Origin of the sequence: Ottowia thiooxydans DSM 14619, from assembly GCF_000422885.1 — a bacterium.
Lineage (GTDB): Bacteria > Pseudomonadota > Gammaproteobacteria > Burkholderiales > Burkholderiaceae_C > Ottowia > Ottowia thiooxydans.
Map to the genome: position 1 here is coordinate 137,421 of NZ_AUGX01000016.1, position 21,933 is coordinate 159,353.

The following is a 21,933-nucleotide window of genomic DNA, read 5'->3' on the forward strand; positions in this document are numbered from 1 at the left end:
TTCTTCGGAGCAACTCAATGGCAAACGCACGCATCGGCGTCGACATCGGTGGGACTTTCACCGATATCGTCCTCCTCAACGGCTCGGGTGAGTCGTTCTCCACTAAGGTGTCGTCCACCCCAGCCGCACCGGAACAGGCCGTGCTCACGGGCATTCGGCGCATCGTTGATCTGGCGCAGATGCGTGTAGAGGACGTGATGGAAGTGCTTCACGGCACCACGGTCGGCTCCAACACGCTGCTGCAAAAGGCCGGGGCGCGCTGTGGTCTGATCACGACGAAGGGCTTCCGCGACGTGCTGGAAATTGGCCGCGTACGCACACCGACGATGTTCGACCTGTCCTGGGACAAGCCTGAGCCGTTGGTGGCGCGCCGGTACCGCCTCGAAGTGCGCGAGAGGGTGTTGGCGAACGGGACGGTTGAAGCGCCCTTGAATGTCGATGACGTTGTCGAGGCGGGCCGGTTCTTCGAAGCCGAAGGCGTGGAGTCGGTGGCTATCTGCTTCATCAACTCGTACAAGAACGGCGCGAATGAACGCGCCGCTCAAGAGGCGTTTGCAAAGGCTTTCCCAAAGATGCATGTGACTGCATCGATCTCGGTGCTACCGGAGCAGCGTGAGTACGAGCGGACATCTACCACTGTCGTGAATGCCTATGTGCTGCCCGCGCTAAGCGCCTACTTGAAGAGGCTGGAAACCGGCCTGCAGGACATCGGCGTGAAGGCGCCCCTTCTTGTGAGCAACTCCAACGGTGGTCTGTCTTCGGCGCGAGTCGCACAGGATCGACCCGTGTTTTTCATCTCGTCTGGACGCTCGGCGGGTGTGGTCGGCGCAGGGCGACTTGGCGCTGCCACGAATGAGGCCGACCTAGTCGTGTTCGACATGGGCGGCACGACGGCATCCGCCTCCCTCATTCAAGAAGGTAACCTCGCGCGAGCGAACGAGTACGAGTTTCGTGCGGGGATTTCGACGCCCAGCCGCTTCATCAAGGCGGGCGGCTATCTGATGCGCGTGCCGACCATTGATGTAGCCGAAGTCGGCAGCGGCGCTGGCTCAATTGCCTGGGTGGATGAAGGCGGCTTGTTGAACGTTGGCCCCCTGTCGGCTGGTGCGGACCCGGGTCCTGTCTGCTATGGCATCGGCGGAAAGCGTCCGACTGTCACGGATGCAAATGCCGTGCTCGGCTTCCTACCGTCGAAGCTTGCAGCTGGCTCGATGCAGCTTGACCTAGAGGGTGCACGCAGTGCTATCGACGAGACGCTCGGTCAACCTCTCGGCCTGAGCGTGGAAGACGCAGCTTACGGGATCCGCGAAGTAGTGAATGTCAACATGGCGCGTACGATCAAAGCCGTGACCGTCGAGCGCGGGGTTGACCCGCGAGAGTTCACGCTGATGGCCTTCGGCGGCTCCGGCCCCGTGCATGCTTGCGATCTCGCGGACGCACTGGGCATGCGCCGCGTGATGTTCCCTAATGCCCCCGGTGTCTTCACCGCCATGGGCATGCTAGCGGGCAGCGTTGAGCGCTACTTCGTCAAACCGCTCGAATCTGCCATCCAGTCGCTTGATGTGCGCGAACTGGCGCGCGTTCGTGATGCACTGCGCGAAGATGCACGAAGGGCACTGGAAGACGAAGGCTACGCGGGCGAGCGCGTCGAATACGTTTTCGAGCTCGACATGCGCTTCAAGGGCCAGGACTACGAGCTGCCGGTGCGCATCCCGGAACGGCTCGACGCTGAAAGCCTGTCACAGATGACGGATGACTTCCGTCAGGCCTACACCGCCATGTACGGTTACGCGTCCCGGGACACGATGGAGTGCGCCAACGTCCGCCTCCTTGCTCGCGGGATCGCCGAAAGAGTGCTCGATTTCCGTGACCTTCGCAGTGGCGGGGAACCCCGCGCGCAAGCCGAAGAGAAGACGCGCCCGGTGTACTTCAGCCGCAAGAGTGGATGGGTCGACGCGAAGGTGCTCAGGCGCGTAAGTCTGCCCTCCACGCTCGATGGCCCTGCGATCATCGAGAGTGCCGACACCACGATTGTGTTACCGCCCGGTTGGCAGGCCGCCACCGACCCGATCGGCAACGTGATCGCATCCCGCGTTGCGCAATAAAAAGTAGGAGCCGACATGTTAAAAATCAAGCTCGACCCGATTACCTTCGCCATTATCAAGAACGCCCTCGACACGATGGTTGATGACATGGCGTATGCCGTGATGCGCACGGCGCGTTCTCCGATCATCCGCGACGTTCTCGACTACTCGGTGACGATGTGCGATGCGCAAGGCCGCATCCTCTCGCAGGCAAAGACTGTGGCGCTGCACCTTGGCGCAGTCCCCGACGCCATGGACGTGGTGCTCAAGAAGTTCGCTGGCCGGTGGGAGCAGGGCGATGTCGTGGTGCTGAACGACCCATACGAAGGCGGCATGCACCTGCCGGACATCTTCATGTTTAAGCCCGTGTTTCTCGATGGCCGGTTGCAGGGCTTCGCCGTCGTCATAGCCCATCATTGCGACGTGGGTGGCCGCGTCCCGGGCTCGAACGCAGCGGACTCCACCGAAATATTCCAGGAAGGCCTGCGCATCGCGCCGATGAAACTGTACAGCCGAGGCGAGCGTAATGAGACGCTGTTCGAAATCATTGCGAAGAACGTGCGCCTCCCCGAGTTGGTGTTCGGAGACCTCGATGCACAATTGGCAACCTGCAACATCGGTGAACGTGAGCTGCTGCGATTGATTGATCGCTACGGAGAGAATGATCTCATTGCCTACTTCGACGAGTTGTTGGATTATGGAGAGCGCCTTACGCGCGGCGCCATCGCGAAGTGGCCTCAAGGTAGCTTCGAGTTTACCGACCACATCGACGACGACGGCTTTTCGCCGGATCCGATCCCGATCCGTTGCAAGATCACGGTGAAGGGCGACCACCTGCTGGTCGACTTCGCAGGCTCGTCTCCGCAGGTGAAAGGGGCTATCAACTCCACATTGTCGTTCGTGAAGTCGTCGACTTATCTCACCGTGCGTTGTGCACTCGGCGCGGACGTGCCGAACAATGCCGGTGTATATCGGTGCATTGATGTGGTTGCACCGGAAGGATCTATCCTAAATCCGCGTATTCCGGCGCCGGTGGCCGCGCGTGCGCTGACGGGCTATCGCGTTGTGGACGCTGTTTTCGGCGCGTTAGCGCAGATCGCGCCAGAGAAGGTTATGGCGGCAGGCGAGGGCGGTAACACCGTGATCGCATTAAGCGGAGTCGATCCCGTGCGTAAAGAGTCATTCATCCTGGTGGACATGATCAATGGAGCCTGGGGTGGCCGCGCGAACAAGGATGGCATTGAAGGCGTCACGAATCCTTCACAGAACATGTCGAACCTGCCGGTAGAGACGCTGGAGGCGCGTTATCCGATCGTGATTGAGGAGTACGGGTTCCGCGCGGACTCCGGTGGTGCAGGGCGCTTTCGCGGCGGCCTAGGCCTGGTGCGCCAATACCGCCTGGCGTCCGACGATGTGGTAGCGCAGGTTCGATCCGACCGCGCGGTACATGTGCCGTACGGCCTGTTCGGCGGCGACGCGGGCGCTGGCTCGCGCAACGTCCTGAACCCCTCCACGACGAATGAGGTGCTGCCGAGCAAGTTTACGCGCAGCTTGCCAATTGGCTCGGTCATCCGACACGAGCAGGCCGGTGCCGGGGGTTACGGTGCGCCGGGTGAACGTGAGCTCTCGTCCATCGAGAAGGACGTGCGCAATGGCAAGGTCACGCGCGCAGCCGCGGAATACCGCTATGGAGTGACGTTCAACGGTGAAGAAATCGCGCGCCAGGGGGATCGCTGATGACTGACCTTAGCCGTTTCTCGATCAACCAGATCACGACGCCGAGTTGGAATATGCCGCAAGCCATTGACGGCTATGCGCGGCATGGGGTCCACGGCATCGCTGTATGGCGCAACTTCATGGAGGAGTACGGCGTAGCGGCCACGCGCCAACACTTGCGTAGCGCGGACATGTGGGTAGCGAGCCTTTGCACCAGCGAGTGGCTCAACGTTACGTCGCCAGAGGAGATGGCGGGCGCCATCGACACGAACAGGCGCCTTCTCGACAACGCGGCAGAAATTGGTGCTCCCTGTTTGATGATGGTGGTAGGTGGCGTGCAGCCGAACGACAAAGACATTGCGGGCCAGCGTGCGCGCGTGCGCGAAGCGCTGCACGTGCTGGTGCGGCACGCCCGTCAGGTCGGCGTGAAGCTCGGCCTTGAGCCGTTGCATCCGATGTACGCCGGTGACCGCAGCGTTCTGAACACATTGAAGATGGCCAACGACCTGTGTGATGAGTTGGGCGAGGGCGCGGCGGTGGTGCCGGACGTTTACCACTGCTGGTGGGACCCCGATTTCGAAGCCCAGCTTCGCCGGGCCGGCCCTGACCGCATCGCGACCTTCCACTACTGCGACTGGCTCGTGCCCACGCGCAACCTTCGCGATCGCGGCATGGTGGGCGACGGTGTCGTCGACATTCCTCGCATCCGGTCCTGGCTTGACGCCATCGGCTACGACGGCTGCTTCGAGCTGGAGATCTTCTCCGAGCTGGATTGGTGGAAGCGTGACCCGGACGAGACCGTGCGTATTGCCATCGAGCGCTGCGCACCCTACGTGCAACCCCGAAAGAAATGACCATGAGCATCGACCAGAAACTCGTTGACCTCGGAATCGAGCTCCCCGACGCGCCTGTGGCCGGCGGCAATTTCGTTCCTGCGCGAATTGTCGGCCCCTTTCTGTATATCTCCGGCCAGGTGCCCGTGGTGAATGGCAAGGACCAACACGTTGGCCAGCTTGGTGCGGAGATCACGCTTGAGCAAGGGCAGGATGCAGCGCGCCTGTGTGCACTCAATATCCTCGCGCAGGCCCGGATCGCACTAGGGGGAGACCTCGGCCGCATCCGATCGTGCATCCGGTTGGGCGGTTTCGTGAACGCAGCTCCCGGTTTTGGCCTGCAACCCAAGGTGATTAACGGTGCATCGGACCTGATGGGCCAGGTGATGGGCGAGGCTGGCCGCCATGTGCGGGTAGCTGTCGGTTGTAGTTCCCTGCCGCGCAACGTCGCGGTGGAGATCGAGGCGCTTTTCGAGATCGATACAAAATGAACAAAGCACAAGGAAAAATGGTAAATGCTTTCACTGCCGGCGACTTAGAAAAACTGGATCCCCAAACGCGGCAGACGATTGACCGACGTGCGAAGCTGTTGGGGCCTGCCTACCGCCTGTTCTACCAGAAGCCCGTTGAGGTGTGCCGTGGTAGCGGGGTGCATCTCTATGACAGCGCCGGCAACGAATACCTCGATGCGTACAACAACGTCGTTTCCGTTGGGCATGCGCATCCCGCCGTCGTTCGCGCCGTTAGTGAGCAGATGGCCACGCTGTGCACGCACACGCGTTACCTGCAGGAGGGTATCCTGCATTATGGCGAAAAGCTGCAAAAGACGTTCGATGGCGCGGTGCGTGAATACCACGTGATGTTCACGTGCACGGGCTCCGAAGCCAACGATCTGGCTATGCGCATGGCGCAACACCACACCGGCAGGCGCGGCATCATCATTACCTCTGAGGCTTATCACGGCAATTCGCATCTCACAGCTGGCTTCTCCCCATCGCTTGGCGAGCGTTCGCCGCTGGGTACTTGGGTGCGTCGTGTGCCAGCGCCTGATTCCTATCGCGTTCCGGTTGAGGAGCTTGGATATCGCATGGCCGCACATGTCGCCGAGCAGATTGCCGATCTTGAGCGACGGGGCGAGGGGCTGGCCGCGTTCATCGTCGATTCGCTGTTCTCTTCCGACGGAATCTACGCGCAACCTACGGGCTTGCTCGCCCCCGTTGCCGAAATCGTTCGCAAGGCTGGAGGTTTGTTTGTCGCAGACGAAGTGCAAAGCGGCTTCGGCCGTTCGGGTGACCGTTTCTGGGGCTACCAACGCCATGGAATCTGCCCCGACATCGTGACCATGGGCAAGCCAATGGGCAATGGCTTCCCGGTTGCCGCAACCGTCGTCGCGCCCGAGATCGTGCAGGGGTTCGGTCGAGACATGCGCTACTTCAACACGTTCGGCGGCAACAGCGTCGCGATCGCTGCGGCGCAGGCAACGCTCGATGTCAATCAGTCGGAGGGGCTGCAGGAGAACGCCCTTCGGGTCGGCCAGGTGATCCAGGACGGTGTAAGGCAACTTTCCAAGCGGTTCGACGTGATCGGTGATGTTCGCGGTGCCGGTCTCTACATCGGCGTGGAACTGGTGACAGACCGCGAAATAAAGACCCCCGCCGCCGAAGCTGCGACCCGCGTGGTGAACGGATTACGCGAACGTCGCGTCCTAATTTCTGCGACTGGCCCGGATTCCAACATCCTCAAAATCCGGCCCCCGCTGGTGTTCAGTGCCGCTGATGCGGACCGACTGCTGACTGAGCTGGAAGCCGTCTTATCCGGACCCGCCTGAGAAAACCGTGTCGATGCAACTCGATGCAACGGTCATGGCCCTGGCGCATGGGCTGCGACAGGAAATTCTGTGACGGCTCGCCCAGGGGGAAGTGACGGTGAACGCACTCGCGCGCCTCTCGACGTTACGACGCCTGCGATCTTCAAGCACCCAAGGTGCTCGAGCGCGTGGCCCTCATCGTCCAGAGCTGGGTAGGGTCGGGTAGAGCTTTCTGGTTGAACGTGTGTGTCGCTGATGGGCTGGGTCGCAAGTGTTTGATTCAGTGCGGTGGGGTTGAACGCCTGATCTTGCGCAGAGGCGGGGGAAGACGATCCATTTATGGTGCCTTGAAATGGCAAAAAAACGGGATCTGACCCCGTTATCCCCAGTAGTTCAGCTATCCGCTCGGTATCGGAATAGAACATGTCATGACCCTTTGTTAAATCGGCTTGTATCGGCGCTATTCGCTATTCGCGAATAGCGAATATTGATCTCTTATGGACTTTCTTAAACGTCAAGATCTACTCGTGCTACTCAAAGTAGCGGCGCATCCACCACAGCGCTGGACATACGCTGCGCTTGGTGAAGCCTTGGCCATGAGCGCTTCGGAAACTCATGCGAGCGTGAAGCGCGCCGTGGTTTCCGGCCTGGCGGTGGCGCCTGCGCGTGAAGAATGGTTGCCGGTCAAGCCGAATCTGCTGGAATTTATCCTTCATGGTGTGCGCTACGTCTGACCGGCCACGGTGGGCCCGGTCAAGCGCGGTGTGTCAACGGCCTTTGGCGCTGATCCTTTGGCCGGCGAATTGACGGCAGCGCCGGGTGAGGCACCGGTATGGGCACATCCCGCCGGTAGTGCCAAGGGCCCCACAATTTCGCCGATTTACCGGACTGCACCGCAAGCCGCGCTGACTGACCCGGCGTTGTATCGCATGCTGGCTCTGCTGGGTGCTTTGCGCACTGCGCGCGCGCGAGCGTGCGCTGGCCGCCAAGCTGATGGAAAAGGAACTGATGCAGTTTGATTCAGGAGCCGCAACGCATGCGAGTCATCAATGTTTGGATATGGAAGCCGCTGCTCGGGGCGTTGGGGCGCTAGGCCGCTGTTGCTAAACTCGATGCTTTATTCCTGAATCGGGCTCGATGACACCTTTTCGCGGCAAACTTCGTGCGCGGCATCTGGAGGTTGTTGTCGCCGTTTCGGAATTGGGAAACCTGTCACGCGCAGCGGAGCAACTGCACATGACACAGTCTGGCCTGTCGCGCGCAGTCGCTGAGGTCGAGGAGATTGTGGAAGGCCGGCTGTTTGATCGCACGGCCAAAGGCATGACTTGCACAGACTTGGGCTCGGCCTTATGCCGGCATGCACTCCTTTTGCTGAGTGACATGCGCAAAGCTGAATTGGAGTTGCAGTCGATCTCAAGCGGAAGTACTGGCCATCTTGTGGTCGGCTGTTTTTCAATGTACGCCAGTGCGGCACTGGCGGATGGCATTACCCGTTTTATGCAGGTGGCCCCACGTGTGCAAATTGGTATCGAGGTCGGCTCCCACGAAACCCTGATCGAAAAGCTTGACTACGGAAGAATTGACCTTTTCATCAGCCGCAGCTTTCCAGGTATGCATGGATCACAGTACCGCTATGTTGAACTGCTCCGGGATGATGTCGTGTTGGGATGCCATCCCCAGCATCCGCTGGCCAATGCGGAACCTACGCTTCGGGACTGCGTGCAGTACCCCTGGGTTTCTGCCCCAGCTGGAAGCTTCATGCATGAGTGGTTGAATGAAAAAATCCGTGCTGAAGGATTGGCTTCTCCGCGTATTGTTGGCGTTCTCTCCCTGGAGCTGGGACGTAGTTTGATCATGCAAGGGCAAATGATCTGGCTTTTGCCTGGCAGCATTGCCCGGCAATTGGCTACGCGGGGGGAGGTCGTGGTGTTGCCAGTAGCGTTGAACATGCAACTCGGCCCATTGGCCGCAGTTTGGCGTCGAGAGCGCAGCAGCACGCGTGCCATGCGCGAATTTATCGTGGCTTTACGAAAGAGCATGGAACACAGTCCTGCATAGGACGACTGGGTTTACTCGTCTTTGAGCGCGCGCCAAGGGCTTGCGCAACTCGCATGGACATACGCAGAACGCGCATGTCTCCTGAACCTCCAATGCATCTACGATCCATCTCGCTATTCGCGAATGCATTCGTTGATGGATTTTTCAGGACATTCCTTTTGAGAGGTAGATGTGAGTACAACCACACTTTCTTCGGCGGAGCTGCGGTCTTCTACCCCCATCAATGGTTTGCTCAATAAGCCGGTGCCTGGATGGCGGCGAGCGATTGTCGTGGCCTTGTGCTTCGTCATAGTGGCCATCGAAGGATTCGATGCGGCCATCATTGGCTTTGTCGCCCCTCAAGTGGCAGAGCAGTTTGGCGCCATGCCTGGGCAGGTTTCCCTGGCCATCAGTGCAGGGATGCTTGGCCTGTTGCTGGGTTATCTGGTAGGAGGCCCACAGGCGGATAGACGCGGACGTAAGCCAGTGCTGATTGTCGGCATCGCAGTATTCGGCATTGCGACTGTGGCAACGGCCTTTAGCGGAACCCTGACACAGCTCATCGCCTGGCGACTAGTGACGGGCATAGGAATTGGCGCCGCTATGCCGGCCATGTCTGCTTTGCTGGCCGAGATTTTGCCCGCCACACGCAGAGCTTCCATCTTGTCAGCTGTCTTCTGTGGCTTTCTGTTCGGTAGTGCCGCCGCAGGCATTCTTACCGGGCAACTGATTGACTCCATCGGATGGCATGGCTTGTTCGTGATGGGCGGCATTGCTCCGTTGGTGGTGTTGCCATTAATGCTGATGTTGGTACCCGAGTCTCCGCAGTTCCTTCTAGTGAACGGCAAGACTCAAGAAAAGGTGCGAGATGCCCTGCGCAAGATCGGAATCGCACCACCCTCCGGCACGGAGATCGCATTGGTGGCCACGGGGGAGCAAGGTGAGGCGGGTGGATTGCGCGCTTTGTTCGGCCCGCACCTGCGGCTGACTTCCATGCTCATCTGGGCATTGATGTTCCTGATCCTCGGTAGTTTCTATGTCATTGCCAGCTACTTGCCGACCATGCTCAAAGCCTCTGGCGTCTCGTTGGCTGTGGCTTCCAAGACGGCGGCGCTGTTTCAGACGGGTGGTCTGGTCGGTGCCGTGGTGGGGTCCATTGTGATTCGCAAGCTGTCCCCTATGAAGTTGGTTTGGATGGCTCTCCTGCTTGGTGCGGCAACGCCGTTGATTTTGTCAGCACCAGCACAGAGTGGTTTGTACAACGCTAGCATCTTTGTAGCAGGCGTTTTGATCAGTGGCCCCATTGTTGTGATCAATGCCGTCATCGTCATGTTTTATCCCACTGCGGTGCGCTCGACGGGGGCTGGGTGGGCCAACAGCATGGGGCGGTTGGGGTCCTTTGTTTGTGCCGGCTCCATCGGGTGGTTGGTGCAGCAAGGCATTTCTCTTCAAAACGTCATTGCAAGCGTCTCAATCGCTATCTTTATCTGCGCGGTGTTGGCGTTCTTCCTCAGCCGCAACGTTCCAACTACGAGAGATTGAAAATGGAAATCGACAACAATCAACCCGTAGTGCGCCTGCAGGCTGGCAAGGCACGTGGCCAATTGCGCGAAGGCGTCGCCGTATTTAGAGGCTTGCCTTATGGACAGCGGGTTGACACCGCCAGCCGCCTTTCAGATTTGAAAGCACCTGATGCTTGGCAAGGTGAGCTGGACGCCACTCAGCTAGCCGCCGTATTTCCCCAAAGCCGCTCGCGGCTTGCGCTGGTCATGGGCGACGGCATCAAAGACAACCCGCAATCGGAAGACGCATTCGTGGTCAATGTCTGGGCGCCAGAAAACGCTAAGTCATTACCCGTTCTCTTCTTTATTCACGGAGGAGCTTTTGTCTCGGGCGGGGGAAGTGCGCCCTGGTATGACGGGGAGCGACTAGCCCGCGAAGAGGCCGTCGTGGTAGTGACTGTGAACTATCGGCTGGGAGCGCTTGGGCATTTGGGAACGCAGCCGGATATCCAAGGCGCCAACCGTCCTGTGCGTGATCTTCTTCAGGCATTGCGGTGGGTGCAGGAAAATATTGCAGCCTTTGGGGGCAACGCTGATCAGGTGACGGTGGGTGGGCAATCGGCGGGTGCCTGGTATGCCTGGCTATTGGGAATGAGCCCCGCAAGCAAGGGACTATTGCGTCGCAATATTTTGATGAGCTTGCCCAAGTTGCCGCCGATGAGTCAAGAAGAAGTTCATGAGCTTCGCCGCTCATTTGGTGACTTTGCGGGAGGCTTATCTATCGACAGTTCCTTGACGGTGGAGCAAGTGCTTGCGGCGCAGATGAAGGTCATGCAATCTGCGGCAGCATTCGGTGATGTCAGCGCGTCATTTCGACCAGCTTACGAAGAGTCTGTAGTGCCGGAATGGATGTTCGACATAACGGAAGCAGCGCGCAACTCCCATGTGTCGGAAACGCTTCTTGGCTCCACTGCCGAGGAAAACGCCTCTTTCTTTTTTCGGTCTGAAGAAGTACTTTCAGCCACCGAGCAACGGGTGCGCCAGTGGTTTGAGCAGAGCTTTGGGGCAGACGCTGATGCCGTGTATGACCGGTGCGCGAAGAAGCGTCCGGGTCACACGCCTTATACGCAGTTGGTGGACGCGGGTTCAGAGCTGATGTTTGGTCGAATCGTGCCAGAAATTGCTCAGGCCCTGACGCTAAACGAGCGTAGTGCCTATGCGTACAGTTTCAATGTTGCGAGCGGCCTCCCGCATCTGATGTCACCGCATTGCATGGAGCTCCCATTTCTGTTTGGCAATCGCAAGGACTGGTCAGATGCGCCCATGCTGACTGGTGTCTCGGAGCAGGTGTTTGAGCACGTGGGTGGGCAGATCCGACGAGCTATTGGTGGCTTTGTGCGTGAGGGCGTGCCGCGCGATTCATCTGGCGCAGCTTGGCCCCGCTGGGATGAACAGCAGCGCATATTGACCGAAATGATAGCGAGCGGAGTGCGCCGCCTGCCTTTTGTGGAATGAAACAAATTTGGCAGGGCTACTCAGAACGAGCCTGTCGAATCGAGCCATGAACGGGCTTGCTGAATCGTGATCGCACCGCGAAGCCGCAGTTCCAAGCGATTGTGCTTGCGTGCAACCGACTACGGGGCTAGCTTGACCGATGTAGCCAGTGCAGCCGCTTCAGCGTTGCAGTCTGCCGCCGGAGGTACTTGTCCGGCGGAGCGGGCTTTGGCGATCTCTTGCTTGGCGGCGGCCAGCTGAGCGCGGAACACTTCGTTGTCATGGAGCCGGGCCACCGTGGCGGAGCCGATCAAACGGCCTGCTTCGATGTCGCTCTTCCAGTGCACACCACAGACACCACGACTTTGAATGTAGGAGCGGCCACGCTGAAGCAGCACATCCGTGCGCTCTGGGGCCAGCTCGGTGAGCACCAATGCCCAAGCCCAACCCAATGCAGAGTGGCCGGAAGGGTAGGAGCCATCTTTGCGCAGTGCCGCTTCTTCGGCTGGCGTGCAGCTTTGCTCGTTGAAGGCTACAAAGGGGCGGGTGCGGTTGTAGTGATCTTTGGCTTTGTAGGTGGCCAGGCCTGCATCTGCGAGGGTGCGGCGCAGCAGCATGTTCAAGTGAGGCGTGTTCTGTTCGGAAATGCTCACGCCTAGTGCGCAGGCAAAGTGTGAGGTGACTGCCGGAGGTCTGAGGTTGGCATCCTTCGCGGCCTGGGCGCCGCGTGGACCTTTTTGTAGCGCGGTGAGGGCGCGGTAAGCCTCGCCATCCGCAGCCAGCGCAGATGAACCTTCGGCCGGAGGGGGCGGCAACAGCGCCAGGCTGTCAGGCAGTTCGCTGCGTTTCAGGTAGCCATTGACCAAACCGGGGCGTATCTCGCCCACTTCTGCTGCAACGATGGGTGGTTTGGGCGTGCTGGTGCTGGTGCATGAAGCAGAGAGCAGGGCGGCAGCGCCGAGCGCCAACAGGGTACGAGGATGCATGGAAAAGGTCTCCGGATTTTTTCTAGTTGATGATTTGATCGGCCTCGGAAGGTCAGCGCAGTATGTCGATATTCGGCGAAAGACAGCGCCACGAATGACTATAGGACCGAACAGATGCAGCTTGCTTCGCACAGGTGACAATTCGCCTGAAGGCGCTTCAGCTGAAGTGGTCCAAAGAACGCCACAGGCATCATGAATGCCAAGGCCGTATTCCCGCTCACCGGGTGCTATCAATAGCCACTTGTGCTTAAGCCAGCTGTACCGATTGCAGCAAGCGCACCAAGTCCGTCTGCCGATGGCAACCGGTCTTGCGCATGAGGTTCTTCAAATGCGTGCGGGCCGTATGCCAGCTGCAAGCTTCCATCGCCGCGTAGTCTTTAATGGTTTTGCCGGCAGCCAGCAGCAGAGCCAACCGAGCTTCTGCAGGTGAAAGGCCCAGCATGTCTGTCACTAATTCCGGACTCAAACCGCCCGAAGCATCCGGGTCTACCAAGACGATCAATGCAAGGGGAGCTTGGTGTAACGCTGCCACATGGCTGGCTTTCAGCGGAAGAACAGTGACCACCAGCCGCGCAGGGCTCCCGATGAGCTGCAATGCACCCGCCGGACCACGCATACCTGGGCCGCAGTTCTGCGCCACCAGCTTGTGCAAGCGGCGTTGGGCAGCATCATCGAGGCACCGCAATTGGCCATGTCGCACGCCTAAGGGGCTGAGCTTATTGCCTAGCCAACGCTCTGCGGCCGGATTGCTGTATTGGATGCGGCAGCTCGCATCGACTAGCGCTATGCCTTGCGGCAGACTGTGCAATGCAGCCGAGCCCAGGGCCGCATTCTGAGCTAGCTGGCCCATGCGCGAGCGCAAGCGTGCGGCGCGCATTAAATCGGGCATGAGCTGCTGCATTAATGCGTTGTCGCTGGCGCCATAGTGAGTGTGGTCCCGCGGACGCAGAAAACCCAGAAAATCGCGGGCGCCGCCTTCGTCGCGCACCAATGCCCCGAGTGTGTGCCGAAAACCGTGGGGCTCCAGGAAATCGGCATACACCATGTTGCGAGACCTTTCACGCGCACCGATGTGCTCGTGATCCAACATCACGTGACCCAAGGGCATATTCATGAGGACGGCCATGCGAAGGTCATGTCCGATGTGATGGGTTTCGTACTCGCGTAGTTTCTCTGAGTGAATACCCACGGTGCCTTGGTTGTCCACGCTGTCAATGACCCCAGCATCGGCGGGGCCCAGCGTAAAGAAGTGGAAGACTCCCGCGCCCAAGGCATCTCGCATGGTGTCGATGCCCTCGTACCAGTCTTGCGGCGACATCACTCCGTCATACAGCAGCCCGGTGATGCGTGTCCTGACGTCTTGGAGCATGGTGGACTTCTTTGTTCTGTCTCTTCCTGCTGTTAATTCTAGTAACAATCAAGCAGGCCGTCTCTTTTTTTGATTCGCAGTTGATCTGATGCGACTCAGAGGCTCAAAGGCACAGCCAGAGATGCCTTCAAGGTCTGCATCACCACGATGGTCCGAAACGCTTTGATATTGCTCGAACTGAAGAATAGTTCACGCGTGAGCTTCTCGTACTCCACCATGTCCTGGACGTTGAAGATCAGAAGAAAATCGAAGTCGCCAGTGATGTAGTAAGCCTGCTGAACCTGTGAGCACGCTGAGAACCTCTGTTTTATTTCATCCAGCAAATCAAGGCGTTCGCTTTCTACCTTCACCTCGACCGCGAGTGTGATGGGGCGTCCGGCTTTCACGGGATCTACAACGGCGACGGTGGCCGTAATGAGGCCGCTGGCCTCGTACTGAGCGATGCGCCGGTTGACTGCTGAAGCGGACAGGTTGACGGCTTCCGAGAGTTGCCGCTGGGGCGTCTTGCTGTTCTTCTGCAGAAGGCCCAATAGCTTGATGTCGTAGCTGTCTAGTTCCATAGCGTGTTTTGCCTCAATTCGAAATAGAGCCACTCAAACGCAACAGTGTTGCGTTTGAGTGGCTCATTCGGGGATAGTTTGCCATGTTGACGCAGCAATACTTCTCTCATTGAAACACTGACTCGGTGGGAGCATTCCACCGGGTGACCGAGGAGACGCATGCTGTTCACCAACCCGGCCGCCATAAAAACGGCCTATCCAACGGAATTGAAGGCCATTTTGTCCAAAGCCGGAGCAGACGAATGCCGGCTGTGGATTTCGTTTTGGAACAGGATCTACGCGAGAGCAACTCCGCTGCGTGCACTGCCACGGCTCGCAGAACACCTTGGAGTAGGTTCTGTACTGATCAAGGACGAAGGTGATCGCTCCGTGCTTGGAAGCTTCAAAGCGCTTGGCGCTCCCATCGCACTGGTGAGGTTGATCTTGCGCCGATGGCCCTCGTCAGGTTTTGAGCCTGGCCGGCTGTTCCAAGGTGCGTACAAGAACGAAGTGGCTGATTTCACCGTCATCAGCGCAACAGACGGCAACCACGGCAAAGCCCTCGCGGCGGCCGCGCAGAGCATCGGCTGCGGTTGCGTCATCGTTTTGCACGCCAAGGTGAGCAAAGAACGCGAACAGGCTATTGCGCAATATGGCGCGCAGATAGTGCGCATCGCAGGCAACTACGACGAGTCTGTGGAGGAGGCTGCAAGGCTCGGCCGGGTCAACGGTTGGGAGGTGGTTTCCGACACTTCCTACGAAGGCTACGAGGAGGTTCCGCGAGACGTCATGCAGGGCTATGGTGTCATCTCGGCTGAAATTGTTGAAGCTTTGTCAGCTCCTGAGGGGCAAGGCGCACCGTTCACACACGTCTTTCTTCAGGGAGGTGTGGGAGGCCTCGCAGCTGGCGTGTTGAGCTATTTTTGGGAGCGCTATGGCGACAAGCGGCCTCAGGTCGTGATTGTTGAGCCAGCGCAAGCAGATTGCCTGTACCAAAGTGCGACCAGCGGTATTCCCTCCAGAACGAACGGCTCCGTTGATTCCGTCATGGCGGGTTTGGCATGTGGTGAGACTTCGCCGCTGGCATGGAAGTTTCTGGAAACGGGTGCGGACTTCTTTCTCACGATTGAGGATAGCGACGCCACAGAGGCCATGCGAGTGCTTGCCGAAGGCCGCCATGGAGACATTCCTTTGGTTTCCGGCGAGTCTGGCGCAGCGGGTCTGGCAGCGCTTCAGGTACTCAGGGCATCGGACGTTCTAGCTCGCCAAGCTGGGCTCACTGACGCTTCCCGGATTTTGCTTATCAACACGGAAGCTGCGACTGCGCCCGCTATCTACGCCGAAATCGTCGGTACTACCGATGATGCCATTCGCGCTCGTCAAGCAGCCTGGACATCACCGGTCACGCTTTAAGAGATTCCGCTTCGCGGACGACGCGAAGCATCCCAACGTCCGTCATTTGGCGGCGAGGTGCGGATATCCATGACGCGCCATTCACATGACTCCATTGACAAGAACCAGGAAGACAATATGCAAATCAATCTGTTCAAGCTTACGCTGCCGGCCCTACTCACCATCGCCTTGATGCCTGCGGTAGCGCAGGACAGGGGTAGCTCGGTCAAGTTATTGGTTGGCTACTCAGCCGGAGGCGCACTCGATTCCGTCGCACGGGCTGTGGCAGACAACCTGCGCGTCACACTTCAGCAAACGGTGGTGGTGGAGAACAAGCCTGGGGCGAATCAACGGCTGGCGATTGCAGAAGTGAAGCGTTCGCGCCCTGATGGGCAAACCATTGTCATTGCCAACAATGGCCCATTCACGCTGTTTCCACACCTGTACAAAAACCTGGATTTTGATCCGGTCAAAGACTTCACGCCCATCGGCCGGCTCGCGGGGATGGAGTTGTGTCTGTCTGTGGGGCCCAAGGTGCCTTCGGGAGGTATGAAGGAGCTGGTTGCTTGGGCCAAGGCCAACCCCAGCGAGGCAGCTTACGCCACATCAGGGCCAGCCACGATGGGGCAGTTTGTGGGCATTATGTTGGGCAAAGCGACCGGGGTGGATTTCAATCACATCCCATACAAGGGCGGCTCGCCCGCGCTGCTGGACGTGGCGGCAGGGCAGGTACCTGTTTCCATTGACACCTGCCTGGAGCCCATGGAGTTAGCCAAGTCGGGAAAGGTGCGAATCTTGGCGACCACCGGGCGCAAGCGCAATCCAGAGCTGCCAACCGTGCCCACATTGCGTGAAAGCGGGTTTGATGTGGTCGCGGAGGGGTACGTAGGAGTCTATGCGCCCGCCAACCTGCCGCCGGAGGTCGCTCAGCGCTTGGTACAAGCGGTTGCCACGGCCGGGAAAGCACCTGAAGTTTTGCGCCGAATTACCCAAGCCGGCATGATTGTTGACTATGGGAAGCCCGAGGAGTTGGCCGCAGCACAAGCCGCGGGTGTAGAGACATGGCGCGCGCCCATCAAAGCAAGTGGCATGACTCTGGATTAATGGTCTGTCGCCGACTCTGGCGCTGATAGGCGCAGTCGGTGACTATTTCTTGAGGCGGCCTTATGAAGTTTGAATTTCGTTCGCCCTATGAAGGCTCTAAGCCCTTCGACCTCAAAAATCCGTTCGCGCTGAGCTTGCCGAAGCGGTGCGCAAGGCTTCGATCCTTCGACAGACTCAGGACAGGCCAAGCTCCAGCTCGAACGGTTTTATTGCTTGACCGAAACCCTAGAACGTCAGGGTAAACGGTTAATACATCACCGTGCCGGATCACTAGACACTCCAGGAAACTAAGACAATTTCGTCCCAAGCCTCTATGAAACTCGACCTCAACCAAGATGGCATTCTGAATAAGCTCGTAAGCATTCGCAGAGATATTCACGCGAATCCAGAGTTTGGTTTTCAGGAAACGCGTACCGCTGGTCGCGTGGCCGCGTTCCTGACGGCCTGCGGAATCCCGGTCACGACGGGGGTGGGGGGAACGGGCGTTGTGGGCACGTTAAAGCGTGGCACCAGCAATAGGTCCATCATTTTGCGTGCGGACATGGACGCGCTAAAAATTCAGGAGACGCCCGCGCATACGCGCGCCCATGGCTCTTTGAATCCTGGTTACATGCATGCGTGCGGTCATGATGGTCACACCACGATGCTTTTGGGGGCTGCCCAGGTTCTCGCTGCGCAAGGTGGATTCGATGGCACCGTACAGTTCGTATTCCAGCCTGCGGAGGAATGGGGGAAAGGCATGCTCGCCATGCTGGAAGATGGGTTGCTTGAGCGATTTCCGGCTTCCGAGGCCTACGGTCTGCATAACGTTCCCGGCTTGGCAATCGGCAAGTTTGAAACCCGTGCTGGCGCGTTTCGCTCTGCTGAAGATAACTTCACCATCAATATTCGCGGAAAGAGCGTGCATTCCGCGCGGCCGCAGCAGGGCAGAGATGCATTGGTTGCCGCTGCTGCTGTCATTACGGCGTTGCAAACCATCATCTCCAGAGTGATCACGCCGGGTGAGCAGGCCGTGGTTTCGTGTACCGATATCAAGGTGCCGGGCATACGGAATGTGATCTGCGGTGAGGCTGAGATTTCTGGGGATTGCCGCTCGTTTTCACCGCAGGTCAGCGCCCTGATAGAGCGCGAACTCCGCACTGTTGCAGAGAACGTGAGCCGCGCACATGGATGTGAAGCCTTGGTTGAGTACACACGGGAGTTTGTGCCTACCGTTAACCACCCTGAACTTGCGATGGAGGTGGGAAGGGTTCTGACGGGTGTATTCGGCGTAGATGCCGTTGATGCGAACGCACGTCCTCAATCGGGCTCCGAAGATTTCGGGCAGCTTCTTTTAAAAATCCCCGGTTGCTTCGTGAATATCGGGAATGGCGCTACAGAGTCACTGCATAACTCTGCGTATGACTTCAACGACGAAGCTATTCCATTTGGTGTGGAGTTCTTCGCGACTGTTGCCCGGGCACGGCTTCCTCTCACATCACGCTGACCTGCAATCTGCAGCCCACAGGGTATCGCCGCCGTCGGGTCTGTAACTCCCTCTGGCGAAGTGGGCCTGGTGTTGCGTGCTCCTTGGGCGCCTGATTGCCCGTCGTTCCGCTGCTCATTTCCCCGCTGGGCGAATAGGGCGAGACGGGTTTCATCCCCCCAATTTCGACTTTCTTTCTCTGCTTCGCCGGTTGTGCTGGATACCGGGGATGCATTGGGAGTCGCTCCTACCTCCAACCGCCATGTCGGTGGGTTTCCCCCATGCGCGAAGTGCAATCTTGTTTGTTAAAGTGCAATTATTCAATCTTGTATACAAGATTGAATAATGTGTACAATAAAAGCGTGAACAACATGGATTGACCTCGTATGCAGCCTCGCGCCCCCGTTGAGCCCACTGATTCCGCAGAAGCGCGCCCCAACACGCACGATGGGGTTTACCAATCAATCCGTGAGCGCATCCTGAGCATGGTCAACACGATTGAGGAGCCAGTACACCTGCGTGAAGAAGATGTGGCCCAGGAGTTGTCTGTCAGCCGAACGCCGGTCCGAGAGGCGTTGAAGCGCCTGGGTCAAGAGGGATTGCTCAGCTTGCAGCCGCGTCGCGGCGCTGTGCTTATGCCGGTGACGCACAAGGAGTACACAGACTGGCTAAAGCTGCGAGCGGAGCTCGAGTCATTTACCGCGAGCGAAGCGGCACTGAATGCGTCCAAGCGCGATGTTGACCATCTGAGGTCCATCTTTGCCCCGTTCAACGAGAGCAATCTGAGCGAGCGCGCAGATGAGTACGCCGCAGCCAATGTGGCGTTCCACGCCGATCTTATGCGTTTGGCGAACAACGTGGTGCTGGAGAAGATCTGGAAATCTTTTGGCCACGGCCAGATGTTGCGCTTCAAGACTATCCAACGCCTGAACCGCGCTCACGACTCTCTACGTGAGCATCTGGACATCATTGATGCCATCAATGCGCGCGACGCTGAGTTGGCATCGCAACTTGCGAAATCCCATGTGTTGGGCCTGCTCGGCCAAGTCAACAAGAGCCGTTAGTTTGAATTTGCTTACTTCTTATCTGGAAGACATGAAATTTTTTACCTATGAAATCGATTCGGCCGCTCCGCGTTTAGGGGTGGTGTTGGGGGAGGGGGGCGCATTCGATGTGACAGAGCTTCTCGCGCATTCGTTGGCTCCAAAATCCCGGAGCAACATTCCGCAGAATTTGCTTTCACTCATCGCGTTGCCTGATCAGGGGGCATCGACCATGGCGGACATCAGCGCGGCCCCGCAGGAGGCAAAAGACAAGTGCCAGATCAATCTGGAGAGCATCGTGTGGTGTGCGCCCATCGTTCGGCCACGCCGCAACGTGTTCTGCGTGGGACGCAACTACAAGGCCCACATCATTGAGGGCAATGTGGCGCGTGGCCGGAACATTAATGATTTTCCGAGAGCGGTGGAGTTCTTCACCAAGCCTCCCTCCACGGTGAGAGGGCATCAACGCGCCGTGAGCAACCACCAGGCAAGCACGCAGAAGTTGGATTACGAGGTGGAGCTCGCCATCGTGATCGGCAAGCGGGGCATCAACATCGCTGAGAAGGACGCGATGGACCATGTGTTTGGCTACACCATCCTCAATGACATCACCGCGCGCGATCTTCAAGATCTTCACGGGCAGTGGTTCAAGGGTAAGGGGCTTGACGGCACGTGCCCGATGGGGCCTTATGTGGTTCCCAGCCAGTTCATAGAGCAGCCGCACAAGCTGCGCATCGCGCTGAGCGTGAATGGTGAACCGCGCCAGGATTCCAACACGGCGGATCTGCTTTTCAGCATTCCCCAGATCGTGAGCCAGTTGTCGAATGGCATGGCCTTGGAGCCCGGCGATGTGATTGCCACAGGTACGCCATCCGGCGTGGGCCTTGGCTTGACGCCGCAGAAATTCTTGAAACCAGGTGACGTGATCACCGCCCATATTGAGTCAATCGGTGAGTTGACCAACACCATCAGCCTAGGAGATTGAAAAATGAAAATCCGTTTCGCACTTGCCCTCTCGATGACGGTCCTCGTTCCCATTACGGCGATGGCGCAAAACTATCCAGCCAAGGCCATCACCATCGTGGTGCCTTTTCCCGCCGGTGGAACTCTGGACAATCTGACCCGCTCAATCGGTCAGAAGCTTGGTGAAAACCTGAAGCAGCCTGTTTTGGTAGACAACAAACCTGGCGCCGGTACAACCATAGGTACGGAATTCGTAGCACGTGCCAAGCCAGACGGCTACACCTTTGGCATGGTGGCCAACAGCTTCACCATCAACCCCAGTCTTTATGACAATCTGAGGTACAACACTTCGGAAGACTTCATTCCCATCGCCATGCTGGCCTATACGCCTCATGTGCTGGTAGCCAGCCCACAACTGGGCATCACCCAATTGGGAGAGTTGATGGAGTCTGCAAAAAAATCTCCAGGCAAGCTCTCGTTCGCCTCGTTCGGTAGCGGGACTTCATCGCATATTGCCATCGAGGTGTTCAAGTCGCTGGCGAAGATCGACGTGTCACATGTGCCCTACAAGGGCCAAGCCCCTGCACTCAATGATCTTCTGGGTGGCCACGTCAATATGATGTTTGCGAACTTGCCGGATGTTCTGCCGCATATCCAATCGGGCAAGCTGCGTGCAATCGCCATCGTTAACGATGTGCGCACGAAAACGGCGCCGAACATTCCAACGTTCAAGGAGTTGGGTTACGCATCATTCCAGTCGAATTCCTGGTACGGAATGATTGCACCGAAGAGCACTCCGGCCAGCATCATCAGCAAGATCGATGCAGAGCTGAAGTCCATCGTGAAATCAGAAGAAATCCAGAAGCGACTGGCTGAACAAGGCCTTGAGGTTGCATCGATGAGCTCCGCAGATTTCAAGTCGTTCATTGCTGACGAAATCAAGAAATCAGAAAAGATCGTCAAGGCCTCCGGGGCCACCGTCAATTGATTCACAAGCAGTTTTCCTGCACCCTATCTATCTAAGGAGAAATCATGGCCAAGAAAATCATCCGTTCAGACAAAGTCACACCTCCTAAGGCGCCGCTTTCCCCGGCTGTAGTATCAAATGGTTTTGTGTTTGTCTCAGGCCAACCCGCGTTCTATGGTGATCGCCAGATTGCCCATGGTGACTTCAACGCGCAGATGCACCAGGTCATGAAGAACCTGATTGCCTTGCTTGAAGAGGCTGGCAGCAATCTTGAAAAAGTCGTCAAGGTCAACGTGATTCTGAAGCATTCCACGGACTTCGCGAAGATGAACGAGATCTACAAGACCTACTTCACCGAAGGCAACTATCCCGCCCGGACTACCATTGCAGCGGACATGGGGTACGACGACTTCCTGCTCGAGATCGAATGCACCGCTGAAGTATGATTTAGTAGGCAGGCCAGCACAGCGGTGGCTCGGCTGGCTTGCGTTTTATGAAAACTCCATTTAGGTTGAGCTTGCGGAAACCTCGCGCAAGGCTTCGACAGGCTTGTATGGTTTGGTTTCCATCAACCAACCATGAAGAAAGGGCGAGGAGCCGGGATGGAGGGACATCGACGGGCATCGGCCATT

At 58.1% G+C, this 21,933-nt stretch carries 20 protein-coding genes; 17 read left to right on the forward strand and 3 right to left on the reverse strand.

What is annotated here, in order from left to right:
• The first annotated feature begins 17 nt into the window (after window positions 1-17).
• The 10 genes from G518_RS0115870 (at window position 18) to G518_RS35430 (ending at window position 11,494) form a co-directional block, all read left to right on the forward strand.
• Window positions 18-2,105: a hydantoinase/oxoprolinase family protein gene (locus G518_RS0115870; RefSeq protein ID WP_036594885.1), complete on the forward strand. Its 2,088-nt coding sequence runs from the start codon at window positions 18-20 to the stop codon at window positions 2,103-2,105.
• A gap of 15 nt (window positions 2,106-2,120) precedes the next feature.
• Entirely contained in the window at window positions 2,121-3,821 is a 1,701-nt protein-coding gene (locus G518_RS0115875) for a hydantoinase B/oxoprolinase family protein (RefSeq protein ID WP_028603395.1), read from the forward strand.
• Entirely contained in the window at window positions 3,821-4,654 is an 834-nt protein-coding gene (locus tag G518_RS0115880) for a sugar phosphate isomerase/epimerase family protein (protein ID WP_028603396.1), read from the forward strand. Before G518_RS0115875 ends, G518_RS0115880 begins: the two co-directional genes overlap by 1 nt.
• 2 nt (window positions 4,655-4,656) lie before the next feature.
• Window positions 4,657-5,124, forward strand: coding sequence for a RidA family protein (locus G518_RS0115885; RefSeq protein WP_245597982.1), 468 nt, complete (start codon window positions 4,657-4,659; stop codon window positions 5,122-5,124).
• Complete coding sequence (locus tag G518_RS0115890; protein WP_028603398.1) at window positions 5,121-6,461, forward strand: aspartate aminotransferase family protein; 1,341 nt, start codon at window positions 5,121-5,123, stop codon at window positions 6,459-6,461. Before G518_RS0115885 ends, G518_RS0115890 begins: the two co-directional genes overlap by 4 nt.
• A gap of 476 nt (window positions 6,462-6,937) precedes the next feature.
• Window positions 6,938-7,174, forward strand: coding sequence for a hypothetical protein (locus tag G518_RS40665; RefSeq protein WP_211231719.1), 237 nt, complete (start codon window positions 6,938-6,940; stop codon window positions 7,172-7,174).
• 9 nt (window positions 7,175-7,183) lie between these two features.
• Complete coding sequence (locus G518_RS40670) at window positions 7,184-7,459, forward strand: hypothetical protein (RefSeq protein ID WP_211231720.1); 276 nt, start codon at window positions 7,184-7,186, stop codon at window positions 7,457-7,459.
• Between the two features lie 118 nt (window positions 7,460-7,577).
• Complete coding sequence (locus G518_RS0115900; protein WP_028603399.1) at window positions 7,578-8,498, forward strand: LysR family transcriptional regulator; 921 nt, start codon at window positions 7,578-7,580, stop codon at window positions 8,496-8,498.
• 171 nt (window positions 8,499-8,669) lie between these two features.
• On the forward strand, window positions 8,670-10,019 hold the full coding sequence (locus G518_RS35425) for an MFS transporter (RefSeq protein ID WP_051236803.1): 1,350 nt from the start codon (window positions 8,670-8,672) through the stop codon (window positions 10,017-10,019).
• Window positions 10,020-10,021: 2 nt separating this feature from the next.
• Window positions 10,022-11,494: a carboxylesterase family protein gene (locus G518_RS35430; RefSeq protein ID WP_051236804.1), complete on the forward strand. Its 1,473-nt coding sequence runs from the start codon at window positions 10,022-10,024 to the stop codon at window positions 11,492-11,494.
• Between the two features lie 119 nt (window positions 11,495-11,613).
• On the opposite strand, the gene G518_RS0115915 is transcribed toward G518_RS35430, so the two are convergent.
• The 3 genes from G518_RS0115915 to G518_RS0115925 form a co-directional block, all read right to left on the reverse strand.
• The gene (locus G518_RS0115915; protein ID WP_036594888.1) at window positions 11,614-12,459 is read right to left on the reverse strand and encodes an acid phosphatase; all 846 of its coding nucleotides are present in this window, start codon (window positions 12,457-12,459) and stop codon (window positions 11,614-11,616) included.
• A 247-nt stretch (window positions 12,460-12,706) separates the two neighbouring features.
• Window positions 12,707-13,828: a helix-turn-helix transcriptional regulator gene (locus G518_RS0115920; protein ID WP_028603401.1), complete on the reverse strand. Its 1,122-nt coding sequence runs from the start codon at window positions 13,826-13,828 to the stop codon at window positions 12,707-12,709.
• Between the two features lie 95 nt (window positions 13,829-13,923).
• Complete coding sequence (locus G518_RS0115925) at window positions 13,924-14,388, reverse strand: Lrp/AsnC family transcriptional regulator (protein WP_028603402.1); 465 nt, start codon at window positions 14,386-14,388, stop codon at window positions 13,924-13,926.
• Between the two features lie 159 nt (window positions 14,389-14,547).
• On the opposite strand from G518_RS0115925, the gene G518_RS0115930 reads away from it, so the two are divergent.
• From G518_RS0115930 to G518_RS0115960, 7 genes are all read left to right on the forward strand, one after another.
• Window positions 14,548-15,780 (forward strand): diaminopropionate ammonia-lyase, encoded by a 1,233-nt coding sequence (locus G518_RS0115930; RefSeq protein WP_028603403.1) that lies wholly within the window; start codon window positions 14,548-14,550, stop codon window positions 15,778-15,780.
• A 69-nt stretch (window positions 15,781-15,849) separates the two neighbouring features.
• Complete coding sequence (locus G518_RS0115935) at window positions 15,850-16,863, forward strand: Bug family tripartite tricarboxylate transporter substrate binding protein (RefSeq protein ID WP_245597983.1); 1,014 nt, start codon at window positions 15,850-15,852, stop codon at window positions 16,861-16,863.
• Between the two features lie 313 nt (window positions 16,864-17,176).
• Window positions 17,177-18,349 carry an amidohydrolase gene (locus G518_RS0115940; protein WP_028603405.1) on the forward strand — a complete coding sequence of 391 codons (1,173 nt, stop codon included), beginning with the start codon at window positions 17,177-17,179 and terminating at the stop codon, window positions 18,347-18,349.
• Window positions 18,350-18,714: 365 nt separating this feature from the next.
• Complete coding sequence (locus G518_RS35435; RefSeq protein ID WP_084651872.1) at window positions 18,715-19,392, forward strand: GntR family transcriptional regulator; 678 nt, start codon at window positions 18,715-18,717, stop codon at window positions 19,390-19,392.
• 31 nt (window positions 19,393-19,423) lie between these two features.
• Complete coding sequence (locus G518_RS0115950) at window positions 19,424-20,356, forward strand: fumarylacetoacetate hydrolase family protein (protein WP_028603406.1); 933 nt, start codon at window positions 19,424-19,426, stop codon at window positions 20,354-20,356.
• Between the two features lie 3 nt (window positions 20,357-20,359).
• Entirely contained in the window at window positions 20,360-21,322 is a 963-nt protein-coding gene (locus G518_RS0115955) for a tripartite tricarboxylate transporter substrate binding protein (RefSeq protein WP_028603407.1), read from the forward strand.
• Window positions 21,323-21,366: 44 nt separating this feature from the next.
• A complete protein-coding gene (locus G518_RS0115960) occupies window positions 21,367-21,747 on the forward strand; it encodes a RidA family protein (RefSeq protein ID WP_028603408.1) in 381 nt (126 codons plus the stop codon).
• Window positions 21,748-21,933 lie beyond the last annotated feature (186 nt).

Coding starts and splice junctions, on each gene's coding strand:
- G518_RS0115900 (WP_028603399.1), top strand. CDS start 7,578: ATGACACCTTTTCGCGGCAAACTTCGTGCGCGGCATCTGGAGGTTGTT.
- G518_RS0115960 (WP_028603408.1), top strand. CDS start 21,367: ATGGCCAAGAAAATCATCCGTTCAGACAAAGTCACACCTCCTAAGGCG.
- G518_RS0115955 (WP_028603407.1), top strand. CDS start 20,360: ATGAAAATCCGTTTCGCACTTGCCCTCTCGATGACGGTCCTCGTTCCC.
- G518_RS0115950 (WP_028603406.1), top strand. CDS start 19,424: ATGAAATTTTTTACCTATGAAATCGATTCGGCCGCTCCGCGTTTAGGG.
- G518_RS40665 (WP_211231719.1), top strand. CDS start 6,938: ATGGACTTTCTTAAACGTCAAGATCTACTCGTGCTACTCAAAGTAGCG.
- G518_RS0115925 (WP_028603402.1), bottom strand. CDS start 14,388: ATGGAACTAGACAGCTACGACATCAAGCTATTGGGCCTTCTGCAGAAG.
- G518_RS0115880 (WP_028603396.1), top strand. CDS start 3,821: ATGACTGACCTTAGCCGTTTCTCGATCAACCAGATCACGACGCCGAGT.
- G518_RS0115885 (WP_245597982.1), top strand. CDS start 4,657: ATGAGCATCGACCAGAAACTCGTTGACCTCGGAATCGAGCTCCCCGAC.
- G518_RS35435 (WP_084651872.1), top strand. CDS start 18,715: ATGCAGCCTCGCGCCCCCGTTGAGCCCACTGATTCCGCAGAAGCGCGC.
- G518_RS0115930 (WP_028603403.1), top strand. CDS start 14,548: ATGCTGTTCACCAACCCGGCCGCCATAAAAACGGCCTATCCAACGGAA.
- G518_RS0115890 (WP_028603398.1), top strand. CDS start 5,121: ATGAACAAAGCACAAGGAAAAATGGTAAATGCTTTCACTGCCGGCGAC.
- G518_RS35430 (WP_051236804.1), top strand. CDS start 10,022: ATGGAAATCGACAACAATCAACCCGTAGTGCGCCTGCAGGCTGGCAAG.
- G518_RS0115920 (WP_028603401.1), bottom strand. CDS start 13,828: ATGCTCCAAGACGTCAGGACACGCATCACCGGGCTGCTGTATGACGGA.
- G518_RS0115915 (WP_036594888.1), bottom strand. CDS start 12,459: ATGCATCCTCGTACCCTGTTGGCGCTCGGCGCTGCCGCCCTGCTCTCT.
- G518_RS0115870 (WP_036594885.1), top strand. CDS start 18: ATGGCAAACGCACGCATCGGCGTCGACATCGGTGGGACTTTCACCGAT.
- G518_RS0115875 (WP_028603395.1), top strand. CDS start 2,121: ATGTTAAAAATCAAGCTCGACCCGATTACCTTCGCCATTATCAAGAAC.
- G518_RS0115940 (WP_028603405.1), top strand. CDS start 17,177: ATGAAACTCGACCTCAACCAAGATGGCATTCTGAATAAGCTCGTAAGC.
- G518_RS0115935 (WP_245597983.1), top strand. CDS start 15,850: ATGACGCGCCATTCACATGACTCCATTGACAAGAACCAGGAAGACAAT.